This window comes from Micromonospora sp. NPDC048868, assembly GCF_043198195.1.
In the GTDB taxonomy this organism is placed as follows: domain Bacteria; phylum Actinomycetota; class Actinomycetes; order Mycobacteriales; family Micromonosporaceae; genus Micromonospora; species Micromonospora reichwaldensis.
Window position 1 is genome coordinate 37,471 of record NZ_JBICUN010000016.1, and the last position, 24,018, is coordinate 61,488.

The 24,018-nt window shown below is 73.5% G+C and carries 21 protein-coding genes; 13 read left to right on the top strand and 8 right to left on the bottom strand.

Annotated elements, in window-relative coordinates; translation table 11 throughout:
- Nucleotides 1-58: 58 nt before the first annotated feature.
- Nucleotides 59-3,196, top strand: coding sequence for a DNA polymerase III subunit gamma and tau (locus ACGFNF_RS22735; protein WP_393170472.1), 3,138 nt, complete (start codon nt 59-61; stop codon nt 3,194-3,196).
- Between the two features lie 175 nt (nt 3,197-3,371).
- On the opposite strand, the gene ACGFNF_RS22740 is transcribed toward ACGFNF_RS22735, so the two are convergent.
- A complete protein-coding gene (locus tag ACGFNF_RS22740) occupies nt 3,372-4,445 on the bottom strand; it encodes a DUF2332 domain-containing protein (RefSeq protein ID WP_393170474.1) in 1,074 nt (357 codons plus the stop codon).
- Between the two features lie 159 nt (nt 4,446-4,604).
- On the opposite strand from ACGFNF_RS22740, the gene ACGFNF_RS22745 reads away from it, so the two are divergent.
- The 7 genes from ACGFNF_RS22745 to ACGFNF_RS22775 all read left to right on the top strand — a co-directional run bounded on the left by ACGFNF_RS22745 (nt 4,605) and on the right by ACGFNF_RS22775 (nt 11,943).
- Entirely contained in the window at nt 4,605-4,913 is a 309-nt protein-coding gene (locus ACGFNF_RS22745; RefSeq protein WP_233600326.1) for a YbaB/EbfC family nucleoid-associated protein, read from the top strand.
- A gap of 7 nt (nt 4,914-4,920) precedes the next feature.
- Nucleotides 4,921-5,514 carry a recombination mediator RecR gene (gene recR / locus ACGFNF_RS22750; RefSeq protein ID WP_089003014.1) on the top strand — a complete coding sequence of 198 codons (594 nt, stop codon included), beginning with the start codon at nt 4,921-4,923 and terminating at the stop codon, nt 5,512-5,514.
- A gap of 320 nt (nt 5,515-5,834) precedes the next feature.
- Entirely contained in the window at nt 5,835-7,499 is a 1,665-nt protein-coding gene (locus tag ACGFNF_RS22755) for an ABC transporter substrate-binding protein (protein WP_393170476.1), read from the top strand.
- Between the two features lie 78 nt (nt 7,500-7,577).
- Nucleotides 7,578-8,582 (top strand): ABC transporter permease, encoded by a 1,005-nt coding sequence (locus ACGFNF_RS22760; protein WP_393170478.1) that lies wholly within the window; start codon nt 7,578-7,580, stop codon nt 8,580-8,582.
- Entirely contained in the window at nt 8,579-9,535 is a 957-nt protein-coding gene (locus ACGFNF_RS22765) for an ABC transporter permease (RefSeq protein ID WP_357580189.1), read from the top strand. The genes ACGFNF_RS22760 and ACGFNF_RS22765 overlap by 4 nt, the downstream gene beginning before the upstream one ends.
- Before the next feature lie 177 nt (nt 9,536-9,712).
- Nucleotides 9,713-10,843 (top strand): ABC transporter ATP-binding protein, encoded by a 1,131-nt coding sequence (locus ACGFNF_RS22770; RefSeq protein WP_393170479.1) that lies wholly within the window; start codon nt 9,713-9,715, stop codon nt 10,841-10,843.
- Nucleotides 10,840-11,943, top strand: coding sequence for an oligopeptide/dipeptide ABC transporter ATP-binding protein (locus ACGFNF_RS22775; RefSeq protein WP_327029904.1), 1,104 nt, complete (start codon nt 10,840-10,842; stop codon nt 11,941-11,943). Before ACGFNF_RS22770 ends, ACGFNF_RS22775 begins: the two co-directional genes overlap by 4 nt.
- A gap of 51 nt (nt 11,944-11,994) precedes the next feature.
- Here ACGFNF_RS22775 and ACGFNF_RS22780 read toward each other — a convergent pair whose 3' ends face one another.
- Both ACGFNF_RS22780 and ACGFNF_RS22785 read right to left on the bottom strand, forming a co-directional pair.
- Complete coding sequence (locus tag ACGFNF_RS22780; RefSeq protein WP_393170482.1) at nt 11,995-12,450, bottom strand: hypothetical protein; 456 nt, start codon at nt 12,448-12,450, stop codon at nt 11,995-11,997.
- Nucleotides 12,432-13,097, bottom strand: coding sequence for an HNH endonuclease family protein (locus ACGFNF_RS22785; RefSeq protein WP_393170483.1), 666 nt, complete (start codon nt 13,095-13,097; stop codon nt 12,432-12,434). The genes ACGFNF_RS22780 and ACGFNF_RS22785 overlap by 19 nt, the downstream gene beginning before the upstream one ends.
- 108 nt (nt 13,098-13,205) lie before the next feature.
- Here ACGFNF_RS22785 and ACGFNF_RS22790 point away from each other — a divergent pair, with 108 nt between their 5' ends.
- A complete protein-coding gene (locus tag ACGFNF_RS22790) occupies nt 13,206-14,642 on the top strand; it encodes an MFS transporter (RefSeq protein ID WP_393170485.1) in 1,437 nt (478 codons plus the stop codon).
- 41 nt (nt 14,643-14,683) lie between these two features.
- Here ACGFNF_RS22790 and leuA read toward each other — a convergent pair whose 3' ends face one another.
- The 3 genes from leuA to ACGFNF_RS22805 all read right to left on the bottom strand — a co-directional run bounded on the left by leuA (nt 14,684) and on the right by ACGFNF_RS22805 (nt 18,147).
- Nucleotides 14,684-16,435 (bottom strand): 2-isopropylmalate synthase, encoded by a 1,752-nt coding sequence (gene leuA / locus ACGFNF_RS22795; protein WP_393170487.1) that lies wholly within the window; start codon nt 16,433-16,435, stop codon nt 14,684-14,686.
- A 238-nt stretch (nt 16,436-16,673) separates the two neighbouring features.
- Nucleotides 16,674-17,225: a nitroreductase family protein gene (locus ACGFNF_RS22800; RefSeq protein WP_393170489.1), complete on the bottom strand. Its 552-nt coding sequence runs from the start codon at nt 17,223-17,225 to the stop codon at nt 16,674-16,676.
- An 85-nt stretch (nt 17,226-17,310) separates the two neighbouring features.
- Complete coding sequence (locus ACGFNF_RS22805; protein WP_393170491.1) at nt 17,311-18,147, bottom strand: hypothetical protein; 837 nt, start codon at nt 18,145-18,147, stop codon at nt 17,311-17,313.
- 224 nt (nt 18,148-18,371) lie between these two features.
- Between ACGFNF_RS22805 and ACGFNF_RS22810 the strand changes: the two genes are divergently transcribed.
- From ACGFNF_RS22810 to ACGFNF_RS22820, 3 genes are all read left to right on the top strand, one after another.
- The gene (locus tag ACGFNF_RS22810; RefSeq protein ID WP_121401692.1) at nt 18,372-19,637 is read left to right on the top strand and encodes an aspartate kinase; all 1,266 of its coding nucleotides are present in this window, start codon (nt 18,372-18,374) and stop codon (nt 19,635-19,637) included.
- A 5-nt stretch (nt 19,638-19,642) separates the two neighbouring features.
- Nucleotides 19,643-20,704 carry an aspartate-semialdehyde dehydrogenase gene (locus ACGFNF_RS22815; RefSeq protein ID WP_393170493.1) on the top strand — a complete coding sequence of 354 codons (1,062 nt, stop codon included), beginning with the start codon at nt 19,643-19,645 and terminating at the stop codon, nt 20,702-20,704.
- Between the two features lie 83 nt (nt 20,705-20,787).
- Nucleotides 20,788-21,039 (top strand): helix-turn-helix domain-containing protein, encoded by a 252-nt coding sequence (locus tag ACGFNF_RS22820; RefSeq protein WP_393170495.1) that lies wholly within the window; start codon nt 20,788-20,790, stop codon nt 21,037-21,039.
- Nucleotides 21,040-21,097: 58 nt separating this feature from the next.
- Here ACGFNF_RS22820 and ACGFNF_RS22825 read toward each other — a convergent pair whose 3' ends face one another.
- Complete coding sequence (locus tag ACGFNF_RS22825) at nt 21,098-22,141, bottom strand: hypothetical protein (protein ID WP_357580179.1); 1,044 nt, start codon at nt 22,139-22,141, stop codon at nt 21,098-21,100.
- A 182-nt stretch (nt 22,142-22,323) separates the two neighbouring features.
- Here ACGFNF_RS22825 and ACGFNF_RS22830 point away from each other — a divergent pair, with 182 nt between their 5' ends.
- Nucleotides 22,324-22,530: a hypothetical protein gene (locus ACGFNF_RS22830; RefSeq protein ID WP_357580178.1), complete on the top strand. Its 207-nt coding sequence runs from the start codon at nt 22,324-22,326 to the stop codon at nt 22,528-22,530.
- Nucleotides 22,531-22,543: 13 nt separating this feature from the next.
- Here the strand turns inward: ACGFNF_RS22830 and ACGFNF_RS22835 are convergent, their stop codons facing one another.
- Entirely contained in the window at nt 22,544-23,965 is a 1,422-nt protein-coding gene (locus ACGFNF_RS22835) for a diguanylate cyclase (RefSeq protein ID WP_357580177.1), read from the bottom strand.
- Nucleotides 23,966-24,018 lie beyond the last annotated feature (53 nt).

Sequence of the window (24,018 nt, forward strand, 5' to 3'; positions counted from 1 at the left end):
GGGTGGTCACCCGCGCCCGACCGGCGCAGAATGGCTCGGTCGAGAGGAGGCGGGACGAGTGGCACTGGCGCTCTACCGCAAGTACCGGCCGCGTACCTTCGCCGAGGTCATCGGGCAGGAGCACGTCACCGAGCCGCTGTCGCAGGCGCTGCGCAGCGGGCGGCTCAACCATGCGTACCTCTTCTCCGGCCCACGCGGCTGCGGCAAGACCTCCAGCGCCCGGATCCTGGCCCGCTCGCTGAACTGCGAGCAGGGCCCGACCCCGGAGCCGTGCGGGCAGTGCGACTCCTGCCGCGAGCTGGCCACCGACGGCGGCTCGATCGACGTACTGGAGATCGACGCGGCCAGCCACGGCGGCGTCGACGACGCCCGCGAGCTGCGCGAGAAGGCGATCTTCGCGCCGGCCAAGAGCCGCTTCAAGATCTACGTCATCGACGAGGCCCACATGGTCTCGTCGGCCGGCTTCAACGCCCTGCTCAAGCTGGTCGAGGAGCCACCGGAGTACGTCAAGTTCATCTTCGCGACCACCGAGCCGGAGAAGGTCCTCGGCACGATCAAGTCGCGGACCCACCACTACCCGTTCCGGCTGATCCCGCCGAAGGTGCTCCGGCCCTACCTGGAGCAGCTCTGCGAGGCCGAGAACGTCGCCGTCGAGCCGGCGGTCTTCCCGCTGGTGGTGCGCGCCGGCGGCGGCAGCGCCCGGGACAGCCTCTCCGTGCTCGACCAGCTCATCGCCGGGGCCGGGCCGGAGGGCGTCACCTACTCCCGGGCCGCCGCCCTGCTCGGCGTGACCGACGCCGCCCTCATCGACGAGATGTGCGACGCGCTGGCGGCCGGGGACGGCGCGACGGCGTACGCGACCGTCGACCGGGTCGCCGAGGCCGGGCACGACGCGCGCCGGTTCGCCTCCGACCTGCTGGAGCGGCTGCGCGACCTGATCGTGCTCCAGCAGGTGCCGGACGCCGCCGCCAAGGGCCTCATCGACGGCCCGGCCGACCAGATCGAGCGGATGGCCGCCCAGGCCCAGCGGCTCGGCCCGGCCACGCTGTCCCGTTGCGCCGACATCGTGCACAACGGCCTGGTGGAGATGCGCGGCACCACCGCGCCCCGGCTGCTGCTGGAGCTGATCTGCGCCCGGATGCTGCTGCCCGGCGCCGACGACAGCACCGGCGGTCTGCTCCAGCGCCTCGAACGCATGGAGCGCCGGCTCACCCTCGCCGGCACCGACGCGCCGCCGGCCGCCGCCGGCCCTGCGCCGGTCGCCGCCCCTCCTCCCGTACGCCCCGAAGCTCCCGCCCCGACCGCGGCTGCCGCCGCGCCCGACCCGTCGCCCGCCGGCCCGCCGGCGGCTGCCGGCGCCCAGTCCGGCGCTGCGGCTGCCCGCGCGGCGGCTCTGGCCGCCACCGGTTCCCGTGCGGCGCAGGCAGCCCCGGCCGCCACGGAGCCGGTGGGCGCGCCCGCCAGTGGGCCGCCCGCCGATGCTCCCGCCCGCCGTCAGGTGCCGGCCTCGGCGGTGCTGCCCGACCCGGCCACCCCCGCCCCGCCCCGCCCCGGCGCGGCTGCGGCGGGCCCCCTGGACGCCGTCGCGGTGCGCCGGGTCTGGCCGGACATCGTCGCGAAGGTCAACCGGATCAAGAAGCCGGCCGCCGCGCTGATGCGCGACGCGGTGGTCCGCGACGTGGATGGCGACACGCTGGTGCTGACCGTCAAGTCGCCGGTGCTCGCGCAGATGATGGGCAACCACACGTCGGTACTGGCCGACGTGCTCTACGAGGAGTTCGGTGGCCGCTGGCAGATCCGCTGCGAGGTGGCCGGCGAGCGGGGTGGCACGTCACTCGGTGGCTCGTCCCGTCCCGCCGCTGCGGCCCGCCCGGCATCCCCGCCGTCGGCAGCCCCCGCCCACCAGGACCGAAGCGGCACCGGCCCGTCCGGCGCCGGCATGCCCGGCGCCGGCCCGTCTGGTGGTGGCCCGTCCGGCGGCGGCCCGTCTGGTGGTGGCGCGTCCGGCGCCGGCCCGTCCGGCGCCGGCCCGTCCGGCGCCGGCATGTCCAGCGCCGGCCCGTCTGGTGGTGGCGCGTCCGGCGCCGGCCCGTCCGGCGCCGGCATGTCCAGCGCCGGCCCGTCCGGTGGTGGCGCGTCCGGCGGCGGCCCGTCTGGTGGTGGGGCGTCCGGTGGTGGCGCGGGCGGCGGCGGCATTTCCGGTGGCCCGACCGGTCCAGGCAGTGCGAGTGGCCTGACCGGCCCAGGCAGTGCGAGTGGCTTGGCCGGCCCAGGCGGCCCGAATGGCCTGGCCGGTGCGAGTGGCCCGGGCGGTCCGAGTGGGCTGGCCGGTGCGAGTGGTCTGGGCGGTCCGAATGGCCTGACCGGCGCGAGTGGCCCGGCCGGCGCGAGTGGCCCGGCCGCCCCGAATGGCCTCAGCGGTGCGGCCAGCGGGTCTGGTGGCACGAGCGGCGCGGGTGGCGCTGCGGGCGGCCAGGACGGGGCGACCCGGCCCACCTCCGGCGCTGGTGCGTCGGGCAGCGGCGGTGCCCCCGCCGCTGCCGACGTCGCCGAGGACTGGCCCGAGCCGGCCCGCCCAGGTGGCGCGGCCGGGGGCGGCGGCGACGACTGGCCCGAGCCCGCCCGCCCGGGTGGCGCGGCCGGGGGTGGCGACGACTGGCCGGAACCGGCTCGGCCGGGTGGCGCGTCGGCCGTCACGTCGACCAGCGGCACGGCAGCCGCTGCCCCGGCGGTGGCCGGCCTGCCCGGCGCAGCGGCGACCACCCGGCCGGCGAGCGCCGCCACGGCGTCGGCGACTGGCGCGCCCGCCGTACCGAAGCCGGCAGGTCCCTCGGGTGCGCCGCAGCAGGCTGCGCCCGCCAGCCCTCCGGTGAGCAGCGCGATCGCGGCGGCGCGGGCGGCTGCGGCGGGACGTGGTCCGCGTACCGGCCAGCCGGTACGGAAGACAGCGGACGCCGACTGGGCCGGCGAGCCGCCGTACGACCCGGACTTCGACGGCCCGGTGCGCGGCGGCGGGGGGCGCCCCGGCGGTGCCCGGCCGGCGGCCCCGAACTTCGAGGGCTTCGACCCGGGTGACGAGCCGCTTGACGAGGTCATCGACGAGCAGACCGCGCGGGAGTCCAGCGAGGAACAGGCGGTACGACTGCTCCGCGAGGTGTTCGGCGCAGAGAAGATCGACGAGGTCGACGCCCGATAACCCTTCCCCCACGCCGACCCCGACGCGGAGGGCACGCCGACTTGGGGGCACGCCTCGCCGTGACCGGCGAGGCGAACGCGGCAGATCTTGGCAGGAATCGGCCCCTCTGGGGGCGCTCCGGTACCAAGATCTCTGGCGATGACGCGGACGCGGTGGCGCGGCGGGCGGGGTGGGGTCAGGCAGGCCAGGCCGGGAGGCCGTGGGGGTGTGCCTCCGCGAGCAGGCGTTCCTGACCCCTGCCGAGCCGGGTGCGGAGCTGGAAGTCGTTGCGGGCCTCATATGGGTGCGGCTCGAAGGAGACGTGGGCGACCGGCGCGTCGGTGCCGCTGGCGGCGGCCAGCCGGTCCAGCTCGGCGGTGACCCGCGCCCACTCCTCGGCCGGGACGTACTGGCGCATCACCGAGTGCCACACCACGGTCAGCGTGCCGGGGCGCGGGGTGATCCCGGCGAGGAAGTCCGCCGCCCCCGCCGCGACGACCCGGGCCGGCAGCCGTCCGGCCAGCTCCAGCGCGCCGGCCAGCCGGGCCGCGCGGGCGGTGTGCTCCGGCCAGAGGTACGCCCGCAGCGCGAGCGCGCCGTCGGAGTCGCCCGGGTCGAGCGGGCTGACGTCGCAGCCGAGCCGCTCCACCACGGTCAGCTCGGGGTACGCCTCGGCCGCCGCCCGCAGCCAGTCGGGCGCCCCGCCCCGCCAGGCGTCCGGCAGGCGTACCGGGGAGTCGGCCGGTCCCCAGGCGAAGCCGGCGGCCTCGACGCGGAACCGGTCGGCGCGCAGGTTCAGCCCGGCGCTCGCGCCCAGCTCGACGAGGCGCACGGGCAGCCCGCCCACCTCGTGGACGGCGTGCAGCAGGCCGGCCAGCAGCAGGTTGGCCCGGCCGACCTCGTTGGTCTGGGGCGGTCGGCGCAGCCAGCCGCGCAGCGTGTCGTGCTCGGCCTCGACGACCGCCCGGAACGCGGCCCAGCAGGCGGGGGCGTCCGCCGCCCGGTACGCCCCACCCGCGCTGGGGTAGAACCGGGCCAGCTCGGGTGCCCGGCCGGACAGCACCAGTGCGTGCACCCCGCCGAGCAGGCGTAGCGACACGAGGGCGTCGGCGTCGCTGTCCTCGTACCCCTTGATGACGGTGGCGCACGGGCCGCCGGCCCGCACGTCCCCGGCGGCGCGCGCCAGCAGGTGGGCGTAGAGGGCGGCGTCCATGTCGGCGCAGGCCCGGGCCTGTCGTTCCATGGCTGCCGCGGCCTGTTCCCGGGACATCGGCCACCTCCGTCCGGTCGGTTCCGTGATCGTGCGCCCGGACCCGGCGCGAGGGAAGCACCGGGCGGGGCGAGGCTGCTCACAGCCGATAGGCTGAGCGGCGGCCGAGCAGACGAGTGCGAGAAGGAGCCATCCGTGCGCCCAGGTGGACAGCCGAACATGCAGCAGATGCTGAAGCAGGCGCAGAAGATGCAGCAGCAGATCGCCAAGGCGCAGGCCGAGCTCGCCGAGGCGGAGCTGACCGGCACCGCCGGCGGGGGCCTGGTCACCGCGACCGTCGCCGGCACCGGCGAGCTGAAGTCGATCAAGATCGACCCGAAGGCGGTGGACCCGGAGGACGTGGAGACCCTGGAGGACCTCGTCGTCGCGGCCATGCACAACGCCGCCGAGGCGGCGCGGGAGCTGACCGAGAAGAAGATGGGCCCGGTCACCGGCGGCATGGGCGGCCTCGGCCTGCCCGGTTTCTGAGCGGCAGATGTACGAGGGCGCCATCCAGGACCTGATCGACGAGCTGGGGCGGCTGCCGGGCGTGGGCCCGAAGAGCGCACAGCGGATCGCCTTCCACGTCCTGTCCGCCGATCCGGCCGACGTCAACCGGCTGGCCGGGGCGTTGCGCAAGGTCAAGGAGCTGGTGCGGTTCTGCACCAGTTGCTACAACGTGGCCGAGTCCGACCGGTGCCGGATCTGCCGCGATCCGCGCCGCACGGACGAGGTGCTCTGCGTGGTCGAGGAGCCGAAGGACGTGGTGGCGATCGAGCGGACCGGAGAGTTCCGGGGCCGCTACCACGTGCTCGGCGGGGCGATCAATCCGCTGGAGGGGATCGGGCCGGACAATCTGCGCATCCGCGAGCTGATGGCCCGGCTCAGCGACGGGACCGTGCGGGAGCTGATCCTGGCCACGGACCCGAACACCGAGGGCGAGGCGACCGCGACGTACCTGGCGTTGATGGTGAAGCCGATGGGCATCTCGGTGACCCGGTTGGCGAGCGGCCTGCCGGTCGGCGGCGACCTGGAGTACGCCGACGAGATCACGCTCGGCCGCGCCTTCGAGGGCCGTCGCGCCGTCTGACGTTTCCGCTATGGTCGGCACCCGATTCGGGTGCCGACCATCGTCGTACGGGCACTGTCGGATCCACTGTGGGGTCTGACATCGCAGCGATGCAGGCGACGATCGATGTAACAAATCGGCATCGGCCAACCCGGACATAGTGCCCCTTTGTCGGCGGTCCGGAACAGCCGCTGAGGCGGTGCGCATCGGTTAAGACACGATCCGGTACCAACCGGTTCCGCGACGGTTTCCCGCCGGTCCGAACGGCGGCTAAGGTCACGGCGATCGGTGACCCCTGTCACCACGATTGTCCGTAACCCCAAGGACGAGGTGAAGCACCCATGCGTGCATCCAGGCCGAAGGTCGCCCTCGCGGCCGTCGCGGTCGCGGCCCTCGCGGTAGCAGGCTGCGCCGAGAGCAACCGCGATGACAGTTCCGGCGGTAGCAAGAAGGACACCCTCGTCTTCGGCGTAGCCGGAGATCCGAAGGTGCTCGACCCGAGCTTCGCCAGCGACGGTGAGTCGCTGCGCGTGGCGCGTCAGGTCTTCGAGACGCTGGTCCGTCCGGAGGAGGGTGGCACCAAGGTCACCCCCGGTCTGGCCGAGACCTGGACCCCGGACGCCGCCGGCACCACGTGGACCTTCAAGCTGCGCTCCGGCGTGAAGTTCCACGACGGCACCGAATTCAACGCCGAGGCGGTCTGCAAGAACTTCGACCGCTGGTACAACGCCAAGGGCCTCATGCAGAGCCCGGACGTGACCCCGTACTGGCAGGACGTCATGGGCGGCTTCGCCAAGAACGAGAGCGCGGACCTGCCGCCGAGCCTCTTCAAGTCCTGCACCGCCAAGGACGCCACGACCGTCGACCTGGCCTTCACCCGGGTCTCCAGCAAGATCCCGGCCGCGCTGATGCTGCCCTCGTTCTCGATGCACAGCCCGACCGCGCTGGAGAAGTACGACGCCAGCAACGTGGGCGGCACCGCCGAGGACATCAAGTACCCGGCCTACGCCACGGCGCACCCGACCGGCACCGGCCCGTTCAAGTTCAAGTCCTGGGACGTCGCCAACAAGACGCTCACCATCGAGCGCAACGAGGACTACGCCGGCACCAAGGCGAAGCTGAAGACCCTCATCTACAAGACGATCTCGGACGAGAACGCGCGCAAGCAGGCGCTGCGCTCCGGCGACATCCAGGGGTACGACCTGGTCGGCCCGGCCGACGTCGAGCCGCTGAAGGGTGAGGGCTTCAACGTCCTGACCCGCCCGGCGTTCAACATCCTCTACCTGGGCATCAACCAGAAGGGGAACCCGAAGCTCGCCGACCTGAAGGTCCGCCAGGCCATCGCCCACGCGCTGAACCGGCAGGCCCTCGTCGACTCGAAGCTGCCCCCGGGCGCCAAGGTCGCCGACAACTTCATGCCGGAGACCGTCGAGGGCTGGAACGGCGACGTCACCAAGTACAACTACGACCCGGCGAAGGCCAAGGCGCTGCTGGCCGAGGCCGGCGCGACGAACCTGACCCTGCGGTTCCACTACCCGACCGAGGTCACCCGGCCGTACATGCCGAACCCGAAGGACATCTTCGAGCTGCTCTCGGCGGACCTCAAGGCGGTCGGCATCACCGTCCAGGCCATCCCGCTCAAGTGGAGCCCGGACTACCTGAACGCCACCACCTCGGGCGCCAAGCACGACCTGCACTTCCTCGGCTGGACCGGTGACTACGGCGACGCGTACAACTTCATCGGCACCATGTTCGACCGGCCGAAGGCCGAGTGGGGCTTCACCAACAAGGCCCTGTTCGACCAGTTCAAGGACGCGGACACCACCGCCGACGCGGCGGCCCGGACCGAGAAGTACAAGGCCCTGAACAAGGCCATCATGGACTTCCTGCCCGGTGTCCCGGTGTCGCACTCGCCGCCGGCGATCGTGTTCGGCAAGGACGTGACCGGGGTCAAGGCGAGCCCGCTCACCGACGAGCGGTTCGCCACCGCCGAGTTCAAGTCCTGATCTGACGCTCCGAGTCGTGGGCGGGCGCTGTTTCGACAGCGCCCGCCCACGACCCTCCGTACCCCTTTCGAGGCCGCCGTGTTCCGGTTCATCGTCAGACGCCTGCTTCAGCTGATACCCACGCTGTTCGGGCTCTCCCTCCTGCTGTTCATCTGGCTCCGCCGACTGCCCGGCGGTCCCGAGACCGCCATCCTCGGTGAGCGTGGGACGCCCGAGATGCGCGCTGCGATCCGGCGCAACATGGGCCTCGACGAGCCGATCCTGGTGCAGTACGGCCGGTTCGTGCGGCGGCTGATCCGCCTCGACCTGGGCACCTCGACCTCCACCAAGCGGACCGTGGTCACGGAGTTCGTCGAACGGTTCCCCGGCACGGTCGAGCTCTCCGTCACGGCGATGCTGATCGCGGTCGGCGTCGGCATCCCGCTGGGCTACCTGGCGGCCCGCCGCCGCGGCCGGATGCTGGACCACCTCTCGGTCGGCGGCTCCCTGATCGGCATCTGCATCCCCGTCTTCTTCCTCGCGTACGTGCTCAAGGCGATCTTCGCGGAGAACCTCGGCTGGTTCCCGGCGAGCGGCCGGCAGGACCCGACGCTCGGGGCGACCCGGATCACCAACTTCTTCGTCCTCGACGGGATCATGACCCGGGAGTGGGACGCCGCCGCCGACGCGCTCTGGCACCTGGTGCTGCCGGCCGTCGCGCTGGCCAGCATCCCCCTGGCGATCATCGTCCGGATCACCCGCGCCAGCGTGCTGGAGGTGCTCAACGAGGACTTCGTACGCACCGCCGAGGCGAAGGGCCTGACCGAGAGCACGGTCCGGCGCCGGCACGTGCTGCGCAACTCCATGCTGCCGGTGGTCACCTCGATCGGCCTGCTCACCGGTGGCCTGCTCTCCGGCGCGGTGCTGACCGAGACCGTCTTCGCCTTCAGCGGCATCGGAGCCTTCATCTACGAGGCGATCAGCCAACGTGACTATCCCGTGCTGATGGGCTTCATCCTGATCATCGCGGTGGTGTACGTGCTGGTGAACCTCCTGGTCGACCTCTCCTACAGCCTGATCGACCCGAGGGTGAGGGTCCGATGACGATCACCGGCGGCACCAAGAAGGAAAAGATCGACCGGCTCGCCGAACTGGCGGCCCGGGAGGACGAGCGCGGCGTCAGCCTCTGGAAGGAGGCGTTCCGCCGGCTGCGGAGCAACCCGGCGGCGATCGTCGGCGCGGTGATCCTGAGCCTGTTCCTGCTGGTCGCCATCCTCGGGCCGTTCTTCGTCCCGTACGCGCCCGACGCCCAGCTCTGGAAGAGCGAGATCCGCCTCGGCGACTTCCCCGGCTTCCGGGGCGAGAACTGGTTCGGCGTCGACCACATCGGTCGCGACGAGTTCAGCCGCATGATCGTCGGCGCCCGGCAGACCCTGCTGGTCGGGGTGGTCTCCACCCTGATCGGCCTCGCGGTCGGCTCGCTGATCGGCGGGATCGCCGGCGCCGCCGCCGGCCTCGGCGGCCGGTGGGGCCGGGCGGTCGACAACGTGCTGATGCGTTTCGTCGACATGCTGCTGGCCATGCCGAGCCTGCTGCTGGCGATCAGCATCGCCGCCCTGCTCGGCGCCGGGCTGACCACGGTCATGATCGCGGTCGGCGTGGTGTCGGTGCCGGTCTTCGCCCGGCTGCTGCGCGGCTCGATGATCTCCCAGGCCAACAGCGACTATGTCCTGGCCGCCGTCTCGCTGGGCGTGAAGAAGCCGAAGATCGCGCTGACCCACGTGGTGCCGAACTCGCTCGCCCCGGTCATCGTGCAGGCCACCCTGACCCTGGCCACCGCGATCATCGAGGCCGCGGCGCTCTCCTTCCTCGGGCTCGGCAACAACGACGCCTCCATCCCCGAGTGGGGTGTGATGCTCGCCGACGCGCAGCAGTACCTCGACTCCGCGCCCCGGCTGGCGATCCTGCCCGCCCTCGCCATCATCGTCACCGCGCTGGGCTTCACCCTGCTCGGCGAGGCGATGCGCGAGGCACTCGACCCGAAGCTGCGGAAGTAGGGCCGGTGAGCGCGAGGAGTGAGCTTGCGAGCCCCGCAGTCGCGAACGAAAAGGCCAGCATGGTGAGCGCGAGGAGTGAGCTTGCGAGCCCCGCAGTCGCGAACGAAAAGGCCAGCACGGTGAGCGCGAGGAGTGCGCTGGCGAGCCCCGCAGTCGCGAACGAAAGGCGGGCCCGACATGGCTCTGCTTGATGTGGAAGATCTCTCCGTCACCTTCGCCCGGCGCGGTCAGCGCGCCGTGCACGCCGTCGACGGGGTCTCCTTCTCCGTCGACGCGGGCGAGGTGGTCGGCCTGGTCGGCGAGTCCGGCTGCGGCAAGAGCGTCACCTCGCTGGCGATCATGGGCCTGCTGCCCAAGCAGCCGGGCCTGCGCGTCGGCGGCAAGGCGGTCTTCGACGGCACGGACCTGCTCCAGCTCGACGACCGGTCCCGGCGCGACATCCGGGGCCGCGACGTCGCGATGATCTTCCAGGACCCGCTGTCCTCGCTGAACCCGGTGATCCCGATCGGGTTGCAGGTCACCGAGGTGCTCACCCGGCACCGGGGGATGAAGGGCACGGCGGCCGAGAAGGAGGCGGCGGCGCTGCTCGACCGGGTCGGCATCCCCGACCCGAAGCGGCGGCTGAAGGAGTACCCGCACCAGCTTTCCGGCGGCATGCGCCAGCGCGCCCTGATCGCGATGGCGGTGGCCTGCCAACCCCGGCTGCTGATCGCCGACGAGCCGACCACGGCGCTGGACGTGACCATCCAGGCGCAGATCCTGGAGCTGCTCAAGGAGCTGGTCCGGGACTCCGGTACAGCCCTGGTGATGATCACGCACGACCTGGGCGTGGTCGCCGGCCTGTGCGACTCCATCAACGTGCTCTACGGCGGCCGGGTGGTGGAGACGGCCCGGCGTCGCCCGCTGTTCCGCGAGCCCCGCCACCCGTACACCGTGGGGCTGCTCGGCTCGGTGCCGCGCCTGGACGCCGGGCGCGGCGAGCGGCTGAACCCGATCCCGGGCTCGGTCCGCGACCTGCTGCCCTGGACGGACGGCTGCGCCTTCGCGCCGCGCTGCACGCGGCGGGTCGACGAGTGCGTGGGGGAGCCGCCCGCGCTGGTGCACGCCCACGACGGCCGCAGCTACCGTTGCGTCAACCCGGCGCCGGTGCCCGGCACCGTGCCCCGGCCGGCCGCCAGCAGCACTGCGCCTGTGGAGGCGCCGGCCGCCACCAGCACCGCCCCGGCGGAGGTGCCGGCCGCCACCGCCCCGGCGGCGGAGGCGACCGCGGGTCAGGTGCCCGCCCCGCGCGAGGAGGAGAAGCCGTGACCGAGAGCGAATTCCTCGTCGAGGTCCGCGACCTGAAGGTGCACTTCCCGATCCGCACGGGGGTGATCTTCGACCGGACGATCGGCCACGTGAAGGCCGTCGACGGCGTCGACCTCAGCATCCCGCGCGGCAAGACGTACGGCCTGGTCGGCGAGTCCGGCTGCGGCAAGTCGACGCTGGGGCGGGCGTTGCTCCAGCTCACCCCGCCCACCGGCGGCGAGGTCCGGTTCGACGGTGTCGAGCTGACGAAGCTGCCGGCGGGCAAGCTGCGGTCGATGCGCCGCCGCATGCAGATGATCTTCCAGGACCCGATGTCGAGCCTGGACCCCCGGCAGAACGTCGAGTCGATCCTCACCGAGGGCCTGCAGGCCCACGGCATCGGCGGCAACCGGGACGAGCGGCGCCGGGTCATCGGCGAGACCCTGGACAAGGTCGGCCTGCCCCGCTGGGCGCTCTCCCGCTATCCGCACGAGTTCTCCGGCGGCCAGCGGCAGCGCATCGGCATCGCCCGGGCGCTGGTGCTCGGGCCCGACCTGATCGTCGCCGACGAGCCGGTCTCCGCGCTCGACGTGTCGATCCAGGCCCAGGTGGTGAACCTCCTCGACGACCTCCAGGACACCCTCGGCCTGACCTACCTGGTGATCGCGCACGACCTCGCGGTGGTCCGGCACATCTCCGACACCGTCGGCGTGATGTACCTGGGCGCGCTGGTCGAGGAGGCGCCGAGCGACCGGCTCTACACGGAGCCGATGCACCCGTACACGCGGGCGCTGATGTCGGCGGTGCCGGTGCCGGACCCGGACGTGGAGGACCGCCGCGAGCGCATCCTGCTCGCCGGCGACCTGCCCTCGCCGGCCAACCCGCCGGCGGGCTGCCGGTTCCACACCCGCTGCCCGTGGGCGCAGCCGACCCGCTGCGCCGACGAGCGGCCCGCGCTGCGGGATGTCGGCGGCAGCCGGGTCGCCTGCCACTTCGCCGAGCGGATCGCCAGCGGGGAGTTGCGCCCGCACAAGGTCAGCGTGCAGCTCACCCGTCCGCTCGGCGAGGGCGAGGAGCCGCACACCGTCTCCGCCCCCAACGAGCCCGGCTCGTACGTCTGATCCGCGTCGCGGACGCGGCCCCCGTCGAGGGCCGCGTCCGGCGGTCGGCGGTCAGCCCTCCGGGCGGTGCAGGAGCGCGACCGCGATGCCGTGCACCGCGTCCAGCCCAGCCGGGTCGGCCAGCGCGACCGTGCCGCCGGTGACCTTGTACCACTCGTCGGCGTCCCGGTACTGCACCGTCAGCGTCACCTGGCCGTCGGCGTACGCGGTGCGCAGGGTCAGCTCGCCGGTGACCACCCCGACCTCGTCGGTCATCACCCCGCCCGGGCCGGGCATCACGTCGGCCGTACGCTCCCGCGCGGCGGTCGACGTGCCCTCGGCGTCGGCGGCCATCCCGGCCCCCGGCACGCCGGTGGTCGTGCCGGCCGCGCCGTCCGCCGTCATGCCGGCCGTGGTCGGCCCGGGCGGCGCGCTGCCGGTGGCCGCCGCCGCGTCCTCCCCGGTGGCGTCCGGCGTCTGCTCCGGGGCGGGGGTCGCCCCGGCTCCGGTCACGGCTTGCTCGCCCATGTGCAGCCCTCCAGCATGTCGGTCAGGGCGGCCTTCTCGGCACTGGTCACCGTGAGCCGCCAGTGGTGCTTGACCGTCACCCAGTTGTCGGCGTACTGGCACCAGAACGACCGGTTCGCCGGCTTCCACTGGGACGGGTCCTGGTCACCCTTTGCCCGGTTGGAGGACGCGGAAACCGCGATGAGCTGCGGCCGGTCCAGGTCGTTGGCGAACTCGCCACGCTTCGCGTCGTCCCACTCGTCGGCGCCCGAGCGCCACGCGTTCGCCAGCGGCACGGTGTGGTCGATGTCCACGTCGGACGGGTCGGTGAAGGCGCGGTCGTCGTAGACGCTCTCCCAGCGGCCGCCGACCACGTTGCAGCCGGAGAGCTTGATGTCCTCCCCGTCGCGTTTCAGCACGCTGTCGCGTACGTCGCAGTTCTTGCCGGTGTCCCGCCAGTGCGGGAAGCGGCTGCGGCTGTAGCCCTTCATCGACCCGGCGGTGGCCACGGTGAGTTGGGTCAGCTTCTGCGCGGCGTTGCCGCCGCTACCACCGCTGCTCGGCGCGACGTCCGGCTCGTCGGCGGCGACGCAACCGGCCGCGCCGAGCGCCAGCGCCGCGGCGAGCGCGGCCGTCACTGCGGCGCGCGGTCCTGATCTGGTACGCACAGACGACACCTCTCCAGCTTGCGGGCTCCCGGCGATCCCGCACAGTACCCGGGCCCGCTTTCGGCGATTCGTGGCGTCTCTCATATCGTGCGGGGCAGATTGGACGCCATGACCGAAACCACGCCCGCGCTCCGGCTGGGCACCGCGCACGGGCGGGGCACCCTGCTCGCCGCCGTCCTCGCCTCCGGCATGGTCTTCCTCGACACCACCGTGGTCAACGTGGCGCTGCCGCGCCTCGGTGCGGACCTGGACGCGACCGTCGCCGGTCTCCAGTGGACGGTCAACGGGTACCTGCTGATGCTGGCCGCCTTCGTCCTGCTCGGCGGCGCGCTCGGCGACCGCTTCGGGCGGCGGCGGGTCTTCCTGCTCGGGGTGGTCTGGTTCACCCTCGCGTCGCTGCTCTGCGGCCTCGCCCAGGGCACCGAGTGGCTGATCGCGGCCCGGTTCCTCCAGGGCGCCGGGGGTGCGCTGCTCACCCCCGGCTCGCTGTCGGTGCTCCAGGCCAGCTTCCACCCGGACGACCGGGGGCGCGCCATCGGCGCCTGGTCGGGGCTCTCCGGCGTCTCCACCGCGCTCGGCCCCTTCCTCGGCGGCTGGCTGGTCGACGCGCTCTCCTGGCGGTGGATCTTCTTCCTCAACCTGCCGCTGGCCGTGCTCGTGGTGCTGGCGGCGCTGCGCTGGGTGCCGGAGAGCCGGGACGAGGCCGCGTCCCGCACCGGGGGGCCGCAGCGTCACCGCCGCCGGTTCGACGTGGCCGGCGCGCTGCTCGGCGCGCTCGCCCTGGCCGGCGTCACGTACGCGCTGATCGACGCCCCCGTCCGGGGCCTCGACTCGGTGCCGGTGCTCGCCGCCATCCTGGCGGGCGTGGCGGGCGCGGTGGCCTTCGTGCTGGTCGAGCGGCGCCGGGGGGACGGCGCGATGCTGCCCACCGGCCTGTTCGGCAGCCGGCTCTTCTCGGTGCTGAACGTCTTCACCGTGCTCGTGTACGCGGCGCTCGGCGGCTTCACGTTCTTTCTCGCCGTCTACCTGCAGAACGTGGTCGGCTGGTCGGCGCTGCTCACCGGGGTCGCGCTGCTGCCGATGACGGTGCTGCTGCTGCTCGGCTCGGCGCGGGCGGGCGCGCTGTCGGCGCGGATCGGGCCGCGGCTGCCGCTGACCGTCGGGCCGGTGGTCGCCGCCGCGGGGCTGGTGCTGCTGCGCGGCGTCGGCCCCGGCGCGTCGTACTGGCGGGACGTGCTGCCCGGGGTGGTGCTCTTCGGGATCGGGCTGACGCTGGTGGTGGCGCCGCTGACCGCCTCCGTACTGGCCGCTGTCGACGACCGGTTCGCCGGGGTGGCGAGCGGCTTCAACAACGCGGCGTCCCGGGCGGGCGGCCTGCTGGCGGTGGCCGCGCTCCCGCTGCTGGTCGGGCTCTCCGGCTCCGGCTACGCGCAGCCGGCCGCGCTGACCGGCGCGTACCGGGGCGCGATGCTCTGGTGCGCCGGCCTGCTGCTGGCCGGTGCGGCGATGGCGGCCCTGCTCATCCACCGCCCACCGAAGCGGTAGGGAAGGGCACCCTGCCGCAGCAGGATGCCCTTCCCCGCCGGTCAGGCGCGGGCGCGGTTGACGGCGCTCGTCACGGCCTTCACGGAGGCGGTGACGATGTTGGCGTCGGTGCCGACGCCCCAGACCGTACGACCGTCGACCTCGCACTCCACGTACGCGGCGGCCTGCGCGTCCCCGCCGGAGGAGAGCGCGTGCTCGTGGTAGTCGAGCACCCGTACCGCCACGCCCACCGACTGGAGCGCGTTGACGTACGCGTCGATCGGGCCGTTGCCGACGGCGGTCAGCGAGCGGGGCTCCCCGCCCAGGCCGACGCGGGCCTCGATCTCGACCTTGCCCTCGGCGGTGCCGATGGCGTAGCTGTCCAGGGCGAGCGCCGGGTCGACCTGGTGGTCGATCAGGTAGTGCGTGGCGAAGATCTCCCACATCGTGCCCGGGTCGACCTCGCCGCCGTCGTGGTCGGTGACCTGCTGGACCACGCCGGAGAACTCGATCTGGAGCCGGCGCGGCAGGTCGAGCTGGTGCTCGGACTTCATGATGTACGCGACGCCGCCCTTGCCGGACTGCGAGTTGACGCGGATGACCGCCTCGTAGGTGCGGCCCAGGTCCTTCGGGTCGACCGGCAGGTAGGGCACCGCCCAGGTGTGCTTGTCGATCGGCACGCCGGCCGCCGCCGCGTCCTTGGCGAGCGCGTCGAAGCCCTTCTTGATCGCGTCCTGGTGGGAGCCGGAGAAGGCGGTGTAGACGAGGTCGCCCGCGTACGGGTGGCGCTCGTGCACCGGGAGTTGGTTGCAGTACTCGACGGCGCGCCGCACCTCGTCGATGTTCGAGAAGTCGATCATCGGGTCGACGCCCTGGGAGAAGAGGTTCAGCCCCAGCGTCACCAGGTCGACGTTGCCGGTGCGCTCGCCGTTGCCGAACAGGCAGCCCTCGACCCGGTCGGCGCCGGCCAGCAGCCCCAGCTCGGCGGCGGCGACGCCCGTGCCCCGGTCGTTGTGCGGGTGCAGGCTCAGCACCAGGCTGTCCCGCCGGGGCAGGTGCCGGTGCATCCACTCGATCGAGTCGGCGTAGACGTTGGGCATGGCCATCTCGACGGTGGCCGGCAGGTTGACGATCAGCTTGCGGTCCGGGGTCGGGTCGATGACCTCGATGACCTTGGCGCAGACCTCCAGCGCGTACTCCAGCTCCGTGCCCGTGTAGGACTCGGGCGAGTACTCGTAGTGGATGTCCGTGTCCGGGGTGTGGATCTCCGCGTACTTGCGGCAGAGCCGCGCGCCCTGCGTGGCGATGTCGGCGATGCCGTCGCGGTCCAGCCCGAAGACCACCCGCCGCTGGAGCGTGGAGGTCGAGTTGTAGAAGTGCACGATCGCCCGCCGCGCGCCGCGCAGCGACTCGAAGGTGCGGTCGATCAGGTGCTCCCGGCACTGGGTGAGCACCTGGATCGTGACGTCCTCCGGGATCAGGTCCTGCTCGATGAGCTGGCGTACGAAGTCGTAGTCCGTCTGGCTGGCCGAGGGGAAGCCGACCTCGATCTCCTTGTAGCCCATCTGCACGAGCAGCTGGAACATCCGGCGCTTGCGCTCCGGCGACATCGGGTCGATCAGCGCCTGGTTGCCGTCGCGCAGGTCCACCGCGCACCAGCGCGGCGCGGCCTCGACGTGCCGGGTCGGCCAGGTGCGGTCGGGCAGGTCGAGCCGGAACTGCTGGTGGTACGGCTGGTAGCGGTGGTACGGCATCCGGCTGGGGCGCTGCCGGGCGATCGGGTCGGTCTCAGCGTCGGCGATGGGTTGAGCCATGACGGAGTGCTCCCTGGAACATGTGGCGTCAGCAATCGGAAGGTGTCGGCCAGGTGCCGGGCGACGGTGCCCGGGCGGTTGCCGATGGGAAGTTTCGGATGTGCTGGACGGCGCGGTTCGACTCCGCGACGAGGTGCCGGCCTTCAGGCCTCGTCGCGGCGACCAAGGAGAAGGTACGCCCGCCACATGACCAGGCAACCCTACGTGGCGGGCCGGGGTGCGGGAAGGCGGGTCCGGACTATGAGACGCACTTCGCAGCCTGGCTGGTCAGCAGGAGTTCGGCCAGGGGGAGCCGGCGGCGCAGGCCGGTCTCGGAGCGCAGCAGGTCCGCCGGGAGGCTGAGCGGGTCGCCGAGCTGCCCGACGGCCGCCACCACGTGCGGTCGTACGTCCGCCGGCAGGTCGAGGTCGGCGGCCAGGCCGGCGTGGTCGAGGTCGTGCAGTTGGCGTACGTGCAGGCCGAGCGCGGTGGCCTGCACGGTGAGGTGCGCGACGGCCTGGCCCAGGTCGTACGCGTGCCCGGCCGATCCGGTCCGGTGCGCGCCGAGCAGCAGGGCGGCGGCGCGCTGCGCCCAGCGCTGCTCGGTCTCCGGCAGGTTGACCAGGATCCGCTTGAACGTCTCGTCGTCGCGGTGCCCGAGCGCGAACCGCCACGGTTGGGCGTTGCCGGCCGAGGGCGCCCAGCGGGCCGCCTCCAGCAGCGCGGACGCGTCCTCGCGGGACAGCTCCGCCACCGGGTCGAAGGACCGGGGGCTCCAACGGAACGCGAGCAGCGGGGTGAGGTCGGCCATGGGGTAAGTGTCCCGTAAGGGCGATTCAGTGGTTAAGGGCGGGATGTCCGAATGTGGCGAACGGCACCCGTAACGTCGCGGGCGGTCACGGCGTTTCCGCGCTCGGGCTCGTGGTCGCCTCCGCGGTCGGATCCGGAGCAGCCGTGCCGAGCGGCTCGGCGTCGACCACCGGCCCGGCCAGCTGCACGGTGGCCGGGGCGGGCGCGGGCGTCCCGGCGAGGATCAGCGTGCCGGACGCGGTGCGCACCGCCGTGGGCGTGCCGTCGGCGTCGTAGCAGTAGATCCCCACGTCCAGCGGCGCGTTGATCGACGCCGAGGTGGTCTCGACCGAGTAGCAGGCGCCGGACGCGCCGGGTGGCGGCTCGGCGGGGGAGACGGCGAGCGGGGCCCGGCGGTCGGTCAGCACGTCCAGCCAGTCGGTGAACGGGTGCTGCACCCGGGGGTCAAGCCGGCGGGGCACGGCCTCGTCCCGGTCGCCGAGGCGTACGCAGGCCGCCGGCTCGGGCCGGGCGGCGGACGGCAGGGCGCACTGGAACAGCCCGTCGGCGGTGGCGGCGAACGAGACGTCGGCGGTCCCGCCGAGCGCGCCGCCCGGCACGTCGACCCGCCAGCTCCCGTCGTTCGCGCTGGTCACCAGGATCGTCCGGTCCGGGGACTCCGGGGCGCGCAGCGTGTAGCTGGCGACCAGGTGCCGATCCTGCGCGGCGGCGGCCAGCGCCGCCAGTTCGTCGCGCGCCGCGTCCATCCCCGCCGGCACCGGTGTCGAGGTGGGCGTGGGCCGGGTGACCGGTTCGTCGGCGGTGCAGGCGACGAGGAGCGCGGGCAGGGCGAGCGCGAGCGGACCGGCCAGGCGTCGGGCCGGGCGCACCGGCGGGCGCGCGGGCTTCGCGGGAGGGCCGGCCGGGCGAAGGTGGGCGTGCACGGGGCCATTCTGCGGCCCGGAAACGACGCGCGGGGGCCCTGCCACGCGCGGCGCCCCGGCGTGTCGCGCACCACCCCGCCGCGGGCCGCCGGGCCGGATCGTGGGATCACCTGACCCGGCCGAGTCGCCCGACCGATACCCTGGGTGCGTCTGACACGCGCCGCCGGCTGAGATCCGGCGGCGTCGGCACGCTCAGGGTCGTCGCTGGGAGGGAGCGCACCGTCGTGGCACTCGTGGTGCAGAAGTACGGCGGGTCCTCCGTCGCCAACGCGGAGCGGATCAAGCGGGTGGCCGAGCGCATCGTCGCCGCCCGCAAGGCCGGCGACGACGTCGTCGTGGTGGTCTCCGCGATGGGGGACACGACCGACGAGCTGCTCGACCTGGCCAACCAGGTCAGCCCGCTGCCGCCGGGCCGCGAGCTGGACATGCTGCTCACCGCCGGGGAGCGGATCTCCATGGCGCTGCTCGCCATGGCCATCCACAACCTGGGGTACGAGGCCCGCTCGTTCACCGGCTCGCAGGCCGGCGTGATCACCACGTCGGTGCACGGCCGGGCGCGGATCATCGACGTCACGCCGGGCCGGCTCAAGGGCGCGCTCGACGAGGGCGCGGTGGTCATCGTCGCCGGCTTCCAGGGCGTCTCGCAGGACACCAAGGACGTCACCACGCTGGGCCGGGGCGGTTCCGACACCACCGCCGTGGCGCTCGCCGCCGCGTTGCACGCGGACGTCTGCGAGATCTACACCGACGTGGACGGCGTCTTCACCGCCGACCCGCGGATCGTGCCGAACGCACGGCACATCACCCAGATCACCTACGAGGAGATGCTGGAGCTGGCCGCCTGCGGCGCCAAGATCCTGCACCTGCGCAGCGTGGAGTACGCCCGCCGGGCGGGCTTGCCGATCCACGTCCGTTCGTCATACTCGACCAACACCGGCACGATGGTCACCGGATCGATGGAGGACCTTCCCGTGGAGCAGGCACTGATCACCGGCGTCGCGCACGACCGCAGCGAAGCCAAGATCACGATCGTGGGGGTGCCCGACGAGCCGGGCGCCGCCGCGCGGATCTTCGACACCGTGGCCGGCGCCGAGATCAACCTCGACATGATCGTGCAGAACGTCTCCACCGAGGGCACGGGCCGCACGGACATCTCCTTCACGCTGCCCAAGGCCGACGGCCCGACGGCCATGGCCGCCCTGAGCAAGATCCAGGAGTCGGTCAAGTTCAAGGGCCTGCTCTACGACGACCACGTCGGCAAGGTCTCGCTGATCGGGGCGGGCATGCGCTCGCACCCGGGCGTCGCGGCCGGCTTCTTCGCCGCCCTCGGCGCGGCCGGGGTGAACATCGAGATGATCTCCACCTCGGAGATCCGGGTCTCCGTGGTCTGCCGCGACACCGACCTGGACGCCGCCGTGCGCGCCATCCACGAGGCCTTCGACCTCGGCGGCGACACCGAGGCCGTCGTCTACGCGGGGACGGGACGGTAGCCACCGTGTCGCCGCTGCCCACCCTGGCCGTGGTCGGGGCGACCGGTGCCGTCGGCACGGTGATGTGCGAGCTGCTCAGCGGCCGCAAGAACGTCTGGGGCGAGATCCGGCTGCTCGCCTCCGAGCGCTCGGTCGGGCGGCGGCTGCGCTGCCGGGGCGAGGAGCTGACCGTCCAGGCGCTGACCCCGGAGGCGTTCGACGGCGTCGACGTGGCGATGTTCGACGTCCCGGACGAGGTCTCCGCGCGGTGGGCCCCGATCGCGGTCGATCGCGGCGCCGTCGCGGTGGACAACTCCGGCGCCTTCCGGATGGACCGCGACGTCCCGCTGGTGGTGCCGGAGATCAACCCCGAGCAGGTACGCAACCGGCCGAAGGGGATCATCGCCAACGCCAACTGCACCACGCTGGCGATGATCATCGCGATCGCTCCGCTGCACCGCGAGTACGGGCTGCGCGAACTGGTGCTCGCCTCCTACCAGGCGGCCTCCGGCGCCGGCCAGAGCGGCGTGGACACCCTGCACGCCCAGCTCACCAAGATCGCGGGGGACCGGGTGCTCGGCTCCCGCCCCGGCGACGTACGCCAGGCTGTCGGCGACGACGTGGGCCCGTTCCCCGCGCCGCTGGCGCTCAACGTGGTGCCCTGGGCGGGTTCCCTGGCCGACGCGGGATGGTCGTCCGAGGAGATGAAGCTGCGCAACGAGTCGCGCAAGATCCTCGGGCTGCCCGACCTGAAGGTCTCCGCCACCTGCGTACGGGTGCCGGTGGTGACCGGCCACTCCGTCGCGGTGCATGCGGTCTTCGCCACCGAGGTGGACGCCGAGGGCGCCCGCGAGGTGCTACGGAACGCGCCCGGGGTGATCCTGGTCGACGACCCGGCTTCGGGCGAGTTCCCGATGCCGATCGACGCGGTCGGCACCGACCCCTCCTGGGTGGGCCGGATCCGCCGCGCCGTCGACGACCCCCGCGCCCTGGACTTCTTCGTCACCGGCGACAACCTCCGCAAGGGCGCCGCCCTGAACACGGCCCAGATTGCCGAACTCCTGGCCAAGGAACTCACCCCCCGCTGAGCCGCCCCCGGCACGCCTCACGGCGGCGCGCCGAGGCCCTGCCCGCGTGGCGCTCCGAGTCGCTGCCGCGAGGGTTCGCTCGCGTGGCGCTCCGTCGCGCGGAGCACGAGGGGACGAACCTCGGCGCCGATGCACTGCCGCTCGACCGGCTCGGCCGGCCGCCGGCCATGACCCCGGAGAAGGTCGCGTACGCGCTACAACTGCTCGCCGAACCGAACCGCACGATGACCTCGATCGCCAAGCTCCTCGGCGTCTCTCGCAGCACCCTGTACAACGCGCTGCCTGGCCTCGTTCCGGCCCAACGCGACGACCAGGCCGCCCTGCAAGACCGGTGAGCAGCGGCATTGGTGCTGTCTGGTTCGTGATCGGCGCGCTGATCTACGTCAACAACGGCTACCGCCGGTCGGCGCTGGCCCGGCGCAGCCCGTCCGGTCCCTCCGGCTCGTCCGGTCCGTCGGGGCGCTCCGCGTCGGCCGGGCGGTAGCCGAGGGCGGGCGGGAAGGCCAGCAGCAACGCCATCCCGAGGCCGGCGAGCACCCCGGACAGCGAGTTGAGCACGTCGGAATCGGCGCTGTTGATGGCGGTGTTGCCGGCCAGCGCGGTCAGCGGCGCGCCCGGGTTGAGTGGCAGGGTGCCGATGACCACGATCAGCAGCATCGCGTACGGGCCGAACAGGGCCGCCAGGGCAGCGAGGGCGTGCCACCGCCAGACAGGCCGCCCGCCCGGCCAGTCCCAGGCCAGCAGGGTGACCCCGGTCAGCAGCACCGCGCCGAGCAGCACTCCGGGAAGGATCCGCGAGCCGGGCGGCACCGCCCGCACCAGCAGGACGGCGGCGACGGCCGCCGCGCCGATCCCGACCGCCAGCCGCTGCCGGGCCGGGTGCCACCCCGGGGCCGCCGCCAGCGCGCAACCGAGGGTCAGGGCGAGCAGCAGCAGGCTCGTGACGACAGCTGCCCGGTTCAGTTCCGGCTCCCGGTCGGTCGGTGACTCGATGCCCGCGGCGATCAGCACCGACACTCCGGTGACGCAGGCGGTGGCGACCAGCGCCCGCCGATCGCGGCCACCGCGCTGGCGGCGTACGGCGAGGGCGGCGGCACCGGCGACGGCCGCGCAGCCGGCGACGGCGAGCAGCACGGTAAAACCCGCGCCGGTGGGGTCGGCCCGGTCCACGGCTACGTCGACGGCCATCCACGCGCCGCCCAGCAGCACCGCCGGAACGCTCCACCGGCGGTTGCCGCCACCGGCCAGCACGAGCCCCGCCACCGCCCCGACGATCGCCACGAAGCGCAGGTCGCGGGCCCAGTAGGCGTTGTTGCCGCGCAGCGCCTCGGGCCACGGCCCCACCTGCTCTGTCAGCGGTTGCAGGACGGTCATCCCGAGCGCCCAGAGCACCGCGGCGACCGCAGCGAGGAGGAGCCCGGCAGGACGTATGCGCATGGCCCGCACCCTAGTCGGCCGTCCCCCCGACCGGCGGCCCCGGAAGACCGTGAGGCCGCACCGGCGAACCGGTGCGGGCCCACTGGTCATGGGCGGGTGCTATCGCTTGTTGCCGGTATTGCCGGTGTTGCCGACCGGACCGACGCGGGCCCCGTTCCCGGCCCGAGGTTGACGGTAGGGCGGTGGCCGAGACATCGCGGGGGACCGACAACGACGGCGGGGAACTGCTGCCCGCGGGGCGGCGGCCGAAGGACGTCGAGGTCTGCCACCGGTGCGGGGCGTGGATCGCGGACACCGCGCTGCACACCCGGTGGCACGCCGGCGTCGCCCGGGTCGAGATGCCCCCGAACGAGCAGAAGCCGGTGAACGTCGCCCGCCGCCGACGGTGACCGACGGAGGCGGTCAGGCGGGGGCCAGGCGTACGCCGTCGCGGCCGTGGTGTTTCACCGCGTAGAGCGCCTGGTCGGCGCGGCGCAGCGTGGCCTCGGGTGACTCGCCGGGGCGGGGAAGGGCCACCCCGACGCTGATCGTGCGGCCGATCTGCCGCGCCGCCTCGGCCAGGCGCTCGGCGATCCGGACCGCCTCCTCGGGGCGCCCCACCTCGATCACCGCCACGAACTCGTCGCCGCCGATCCGGTAGAGCTCGTCGCCGTGCCGCAGCGCCCCCTCCAGGGCCCGGGCCAGCCGGACGAGCACCCGGTCGCCGGCCTGGTGGCCGTACGTGTCGTTGACGGCCTTGAAGCCGTCCACGTCGATCGCCAGCAGGGCCGTACGCCCCGGGGTCGCCGCGGCGATCCGCTGGCCGAACGGCCCCGTGTGCCGCAGCCCGGTCAACGGGTCCGAGTTGGCCTGCTCGCGCAGGCGGGCCAGGGTACGCAGCCGGTCGAGGCAGCTCCACGCCTGGCCGGCGAGCAGCTCCAGCAGGTTGACCGTGGTCGGGTCGGGGCGCAGCAGCCGTTCGTCGGCCACCAGCAGCACCCCGCCGTCGTCGGGCCGGCCGACGGGCACGGCGACCAGCGTGCGCACCCCGGCCCGGGTCAGCGGCCGGTGGTCGGGCACGGGCGGGTGTCCCGCCTCGCCGAGCGTGTAGCCCACGCCGTGGCGGTGGGCGCGAGCCACGAGTCCGTCCAGCGCGGCGGGGTCCGCCTCGGTCAGCTCCGCCCGGATCCGGGCCTCCAGCTCGCCGGGGGTGGCCGGCGGCGTGCCCAGGCGGGGCCCGTCCGGGCCGGCGAGCACCAGTACCGCCGCGGAGAGCGTGGACACGTCCCGGGCGGCGGCGATCGCGGCGGCGAACAGGTCCCACTCCGTCGACGCGGAGGTCAGCGCGGCGGCGTGCCGCAGGAGCTTCTCGCTGCGGCTCTCCGGTGGTGGCCCGCCGAGCGCCACGATCCGGGCCCCGAGGCGGGCCGCCAGCCGCTCGGCGGTGTCGCGCCACGGGCCGAGGTCGGCCGGGCCGCACCACTGGAGGTCCAGCACCCCGATGGGCCGGCCCGCCGGGTCCAGCACCGGTACGCACACCTCGGCGGTGACGTCGGGGCGTACCGGGATGTAGTCGGGGTCGGCGGCGACGTCGGGCACGACGGCGGTCTCGCCGGAGGCGTACACCCGGCCCACGATCCCGGTCTTCGGCGGCACGGTGGAGAAGACCTGCCAGGAGCCGGTGGCCGCGACGCAGCGGAGCCGGTCGTGGACGTGCAGCAGGACGGAGATGGTGGCCGGCGCGTGGCGGGCGAGCGCGGTGACGGTCGACCGGCACGCCTCGACGACGGTCGACGCCATGGGGAGGCGGACCGTGACGTCACGGATGACTCGCTCGTGATCCACTCGGCACGTCGTTCCAGGTAGGGAGGGCCGCGACCGGCGGGCGGGCCCGCGAT

Coding starts and splice junctions, on each gene's coding strand:
- ACGFNF_RS22740 (WP_393170474.1), bottom strand. CDS start 4,445: ATGTCCCGGGAACAGGCCGCGGCAGCCATGGAACGACAGGCCCGGGCC.
- ACGFNF_RS22745 (WP_233600326.1), top strand. CDS start 4,605: ATGCAGCAGATGCTGAAGCAGGCGCAGAAGATGCAGCAGCAGATCGCC.
- recR (WP_089003014.1), top strand. CDS start 4,921: ATGTACGAGGGCGCCATCCAGGACCTGATCGACGAGCTGGGGCGGCTG.
- ACGFNF_RS22755 (WP_393170476.1), top strand. CDS start 5,835: ATGCGTGCATCCAGGCCGAAGGTCGCCCTCGCGGCCGTCGCGGTCGCG.
- ACGFNF_RS22765 (WP_357580189.1), top strand. CDS start 8,579: ATGACGATCACCGGCGGCACCAAGAAGGAAAAGATCGACCGGCTCGCC.
- ACGFNF_RS22770 (WP_393170479.1), top strand. CDS start 9,713: ATGGCTCTGCTTGATGTGGAAGATCTCTCCGTCACCTTCGCCCGGCGC.
- ACGFNF_RS22780 (WP_393170482.1), bottom strand. CDS start 12,450: ATGGGCGAGCAAGCCGTGACCGGAGCCGGGGCGACCCCCGCCCCGGAG.
- ACGFNF_RS22790 (WP_393170485.1), top strand. CDS start 13,206: ATGACCGAAACCACGCCCGCGCTCCGGCTGGGCACCGCGCACGGGCGG.
- leuA (WP_393170487.1), bottom strand. CDS start 16,435: ATGGCTCAACCCATCGCCGACGCTGAGACCGACCCGATCGCCCGGCAG.
- ACGFNF_RS22800 (WP_393170489.1), bottom strand. CDS start 17,225: ATGGCCGACCTCACCCCGCTGCTCGCGTTCCGTTGGAGCCCCCGGTCC.
- ACGFNF_RS22825 (WP_357580179.1), bottom strand. CDS start 22,141: ATGCGCATACGTCCTGCCGGGCTCCTCCTCGCTGCGGTCGCCGCGGTG.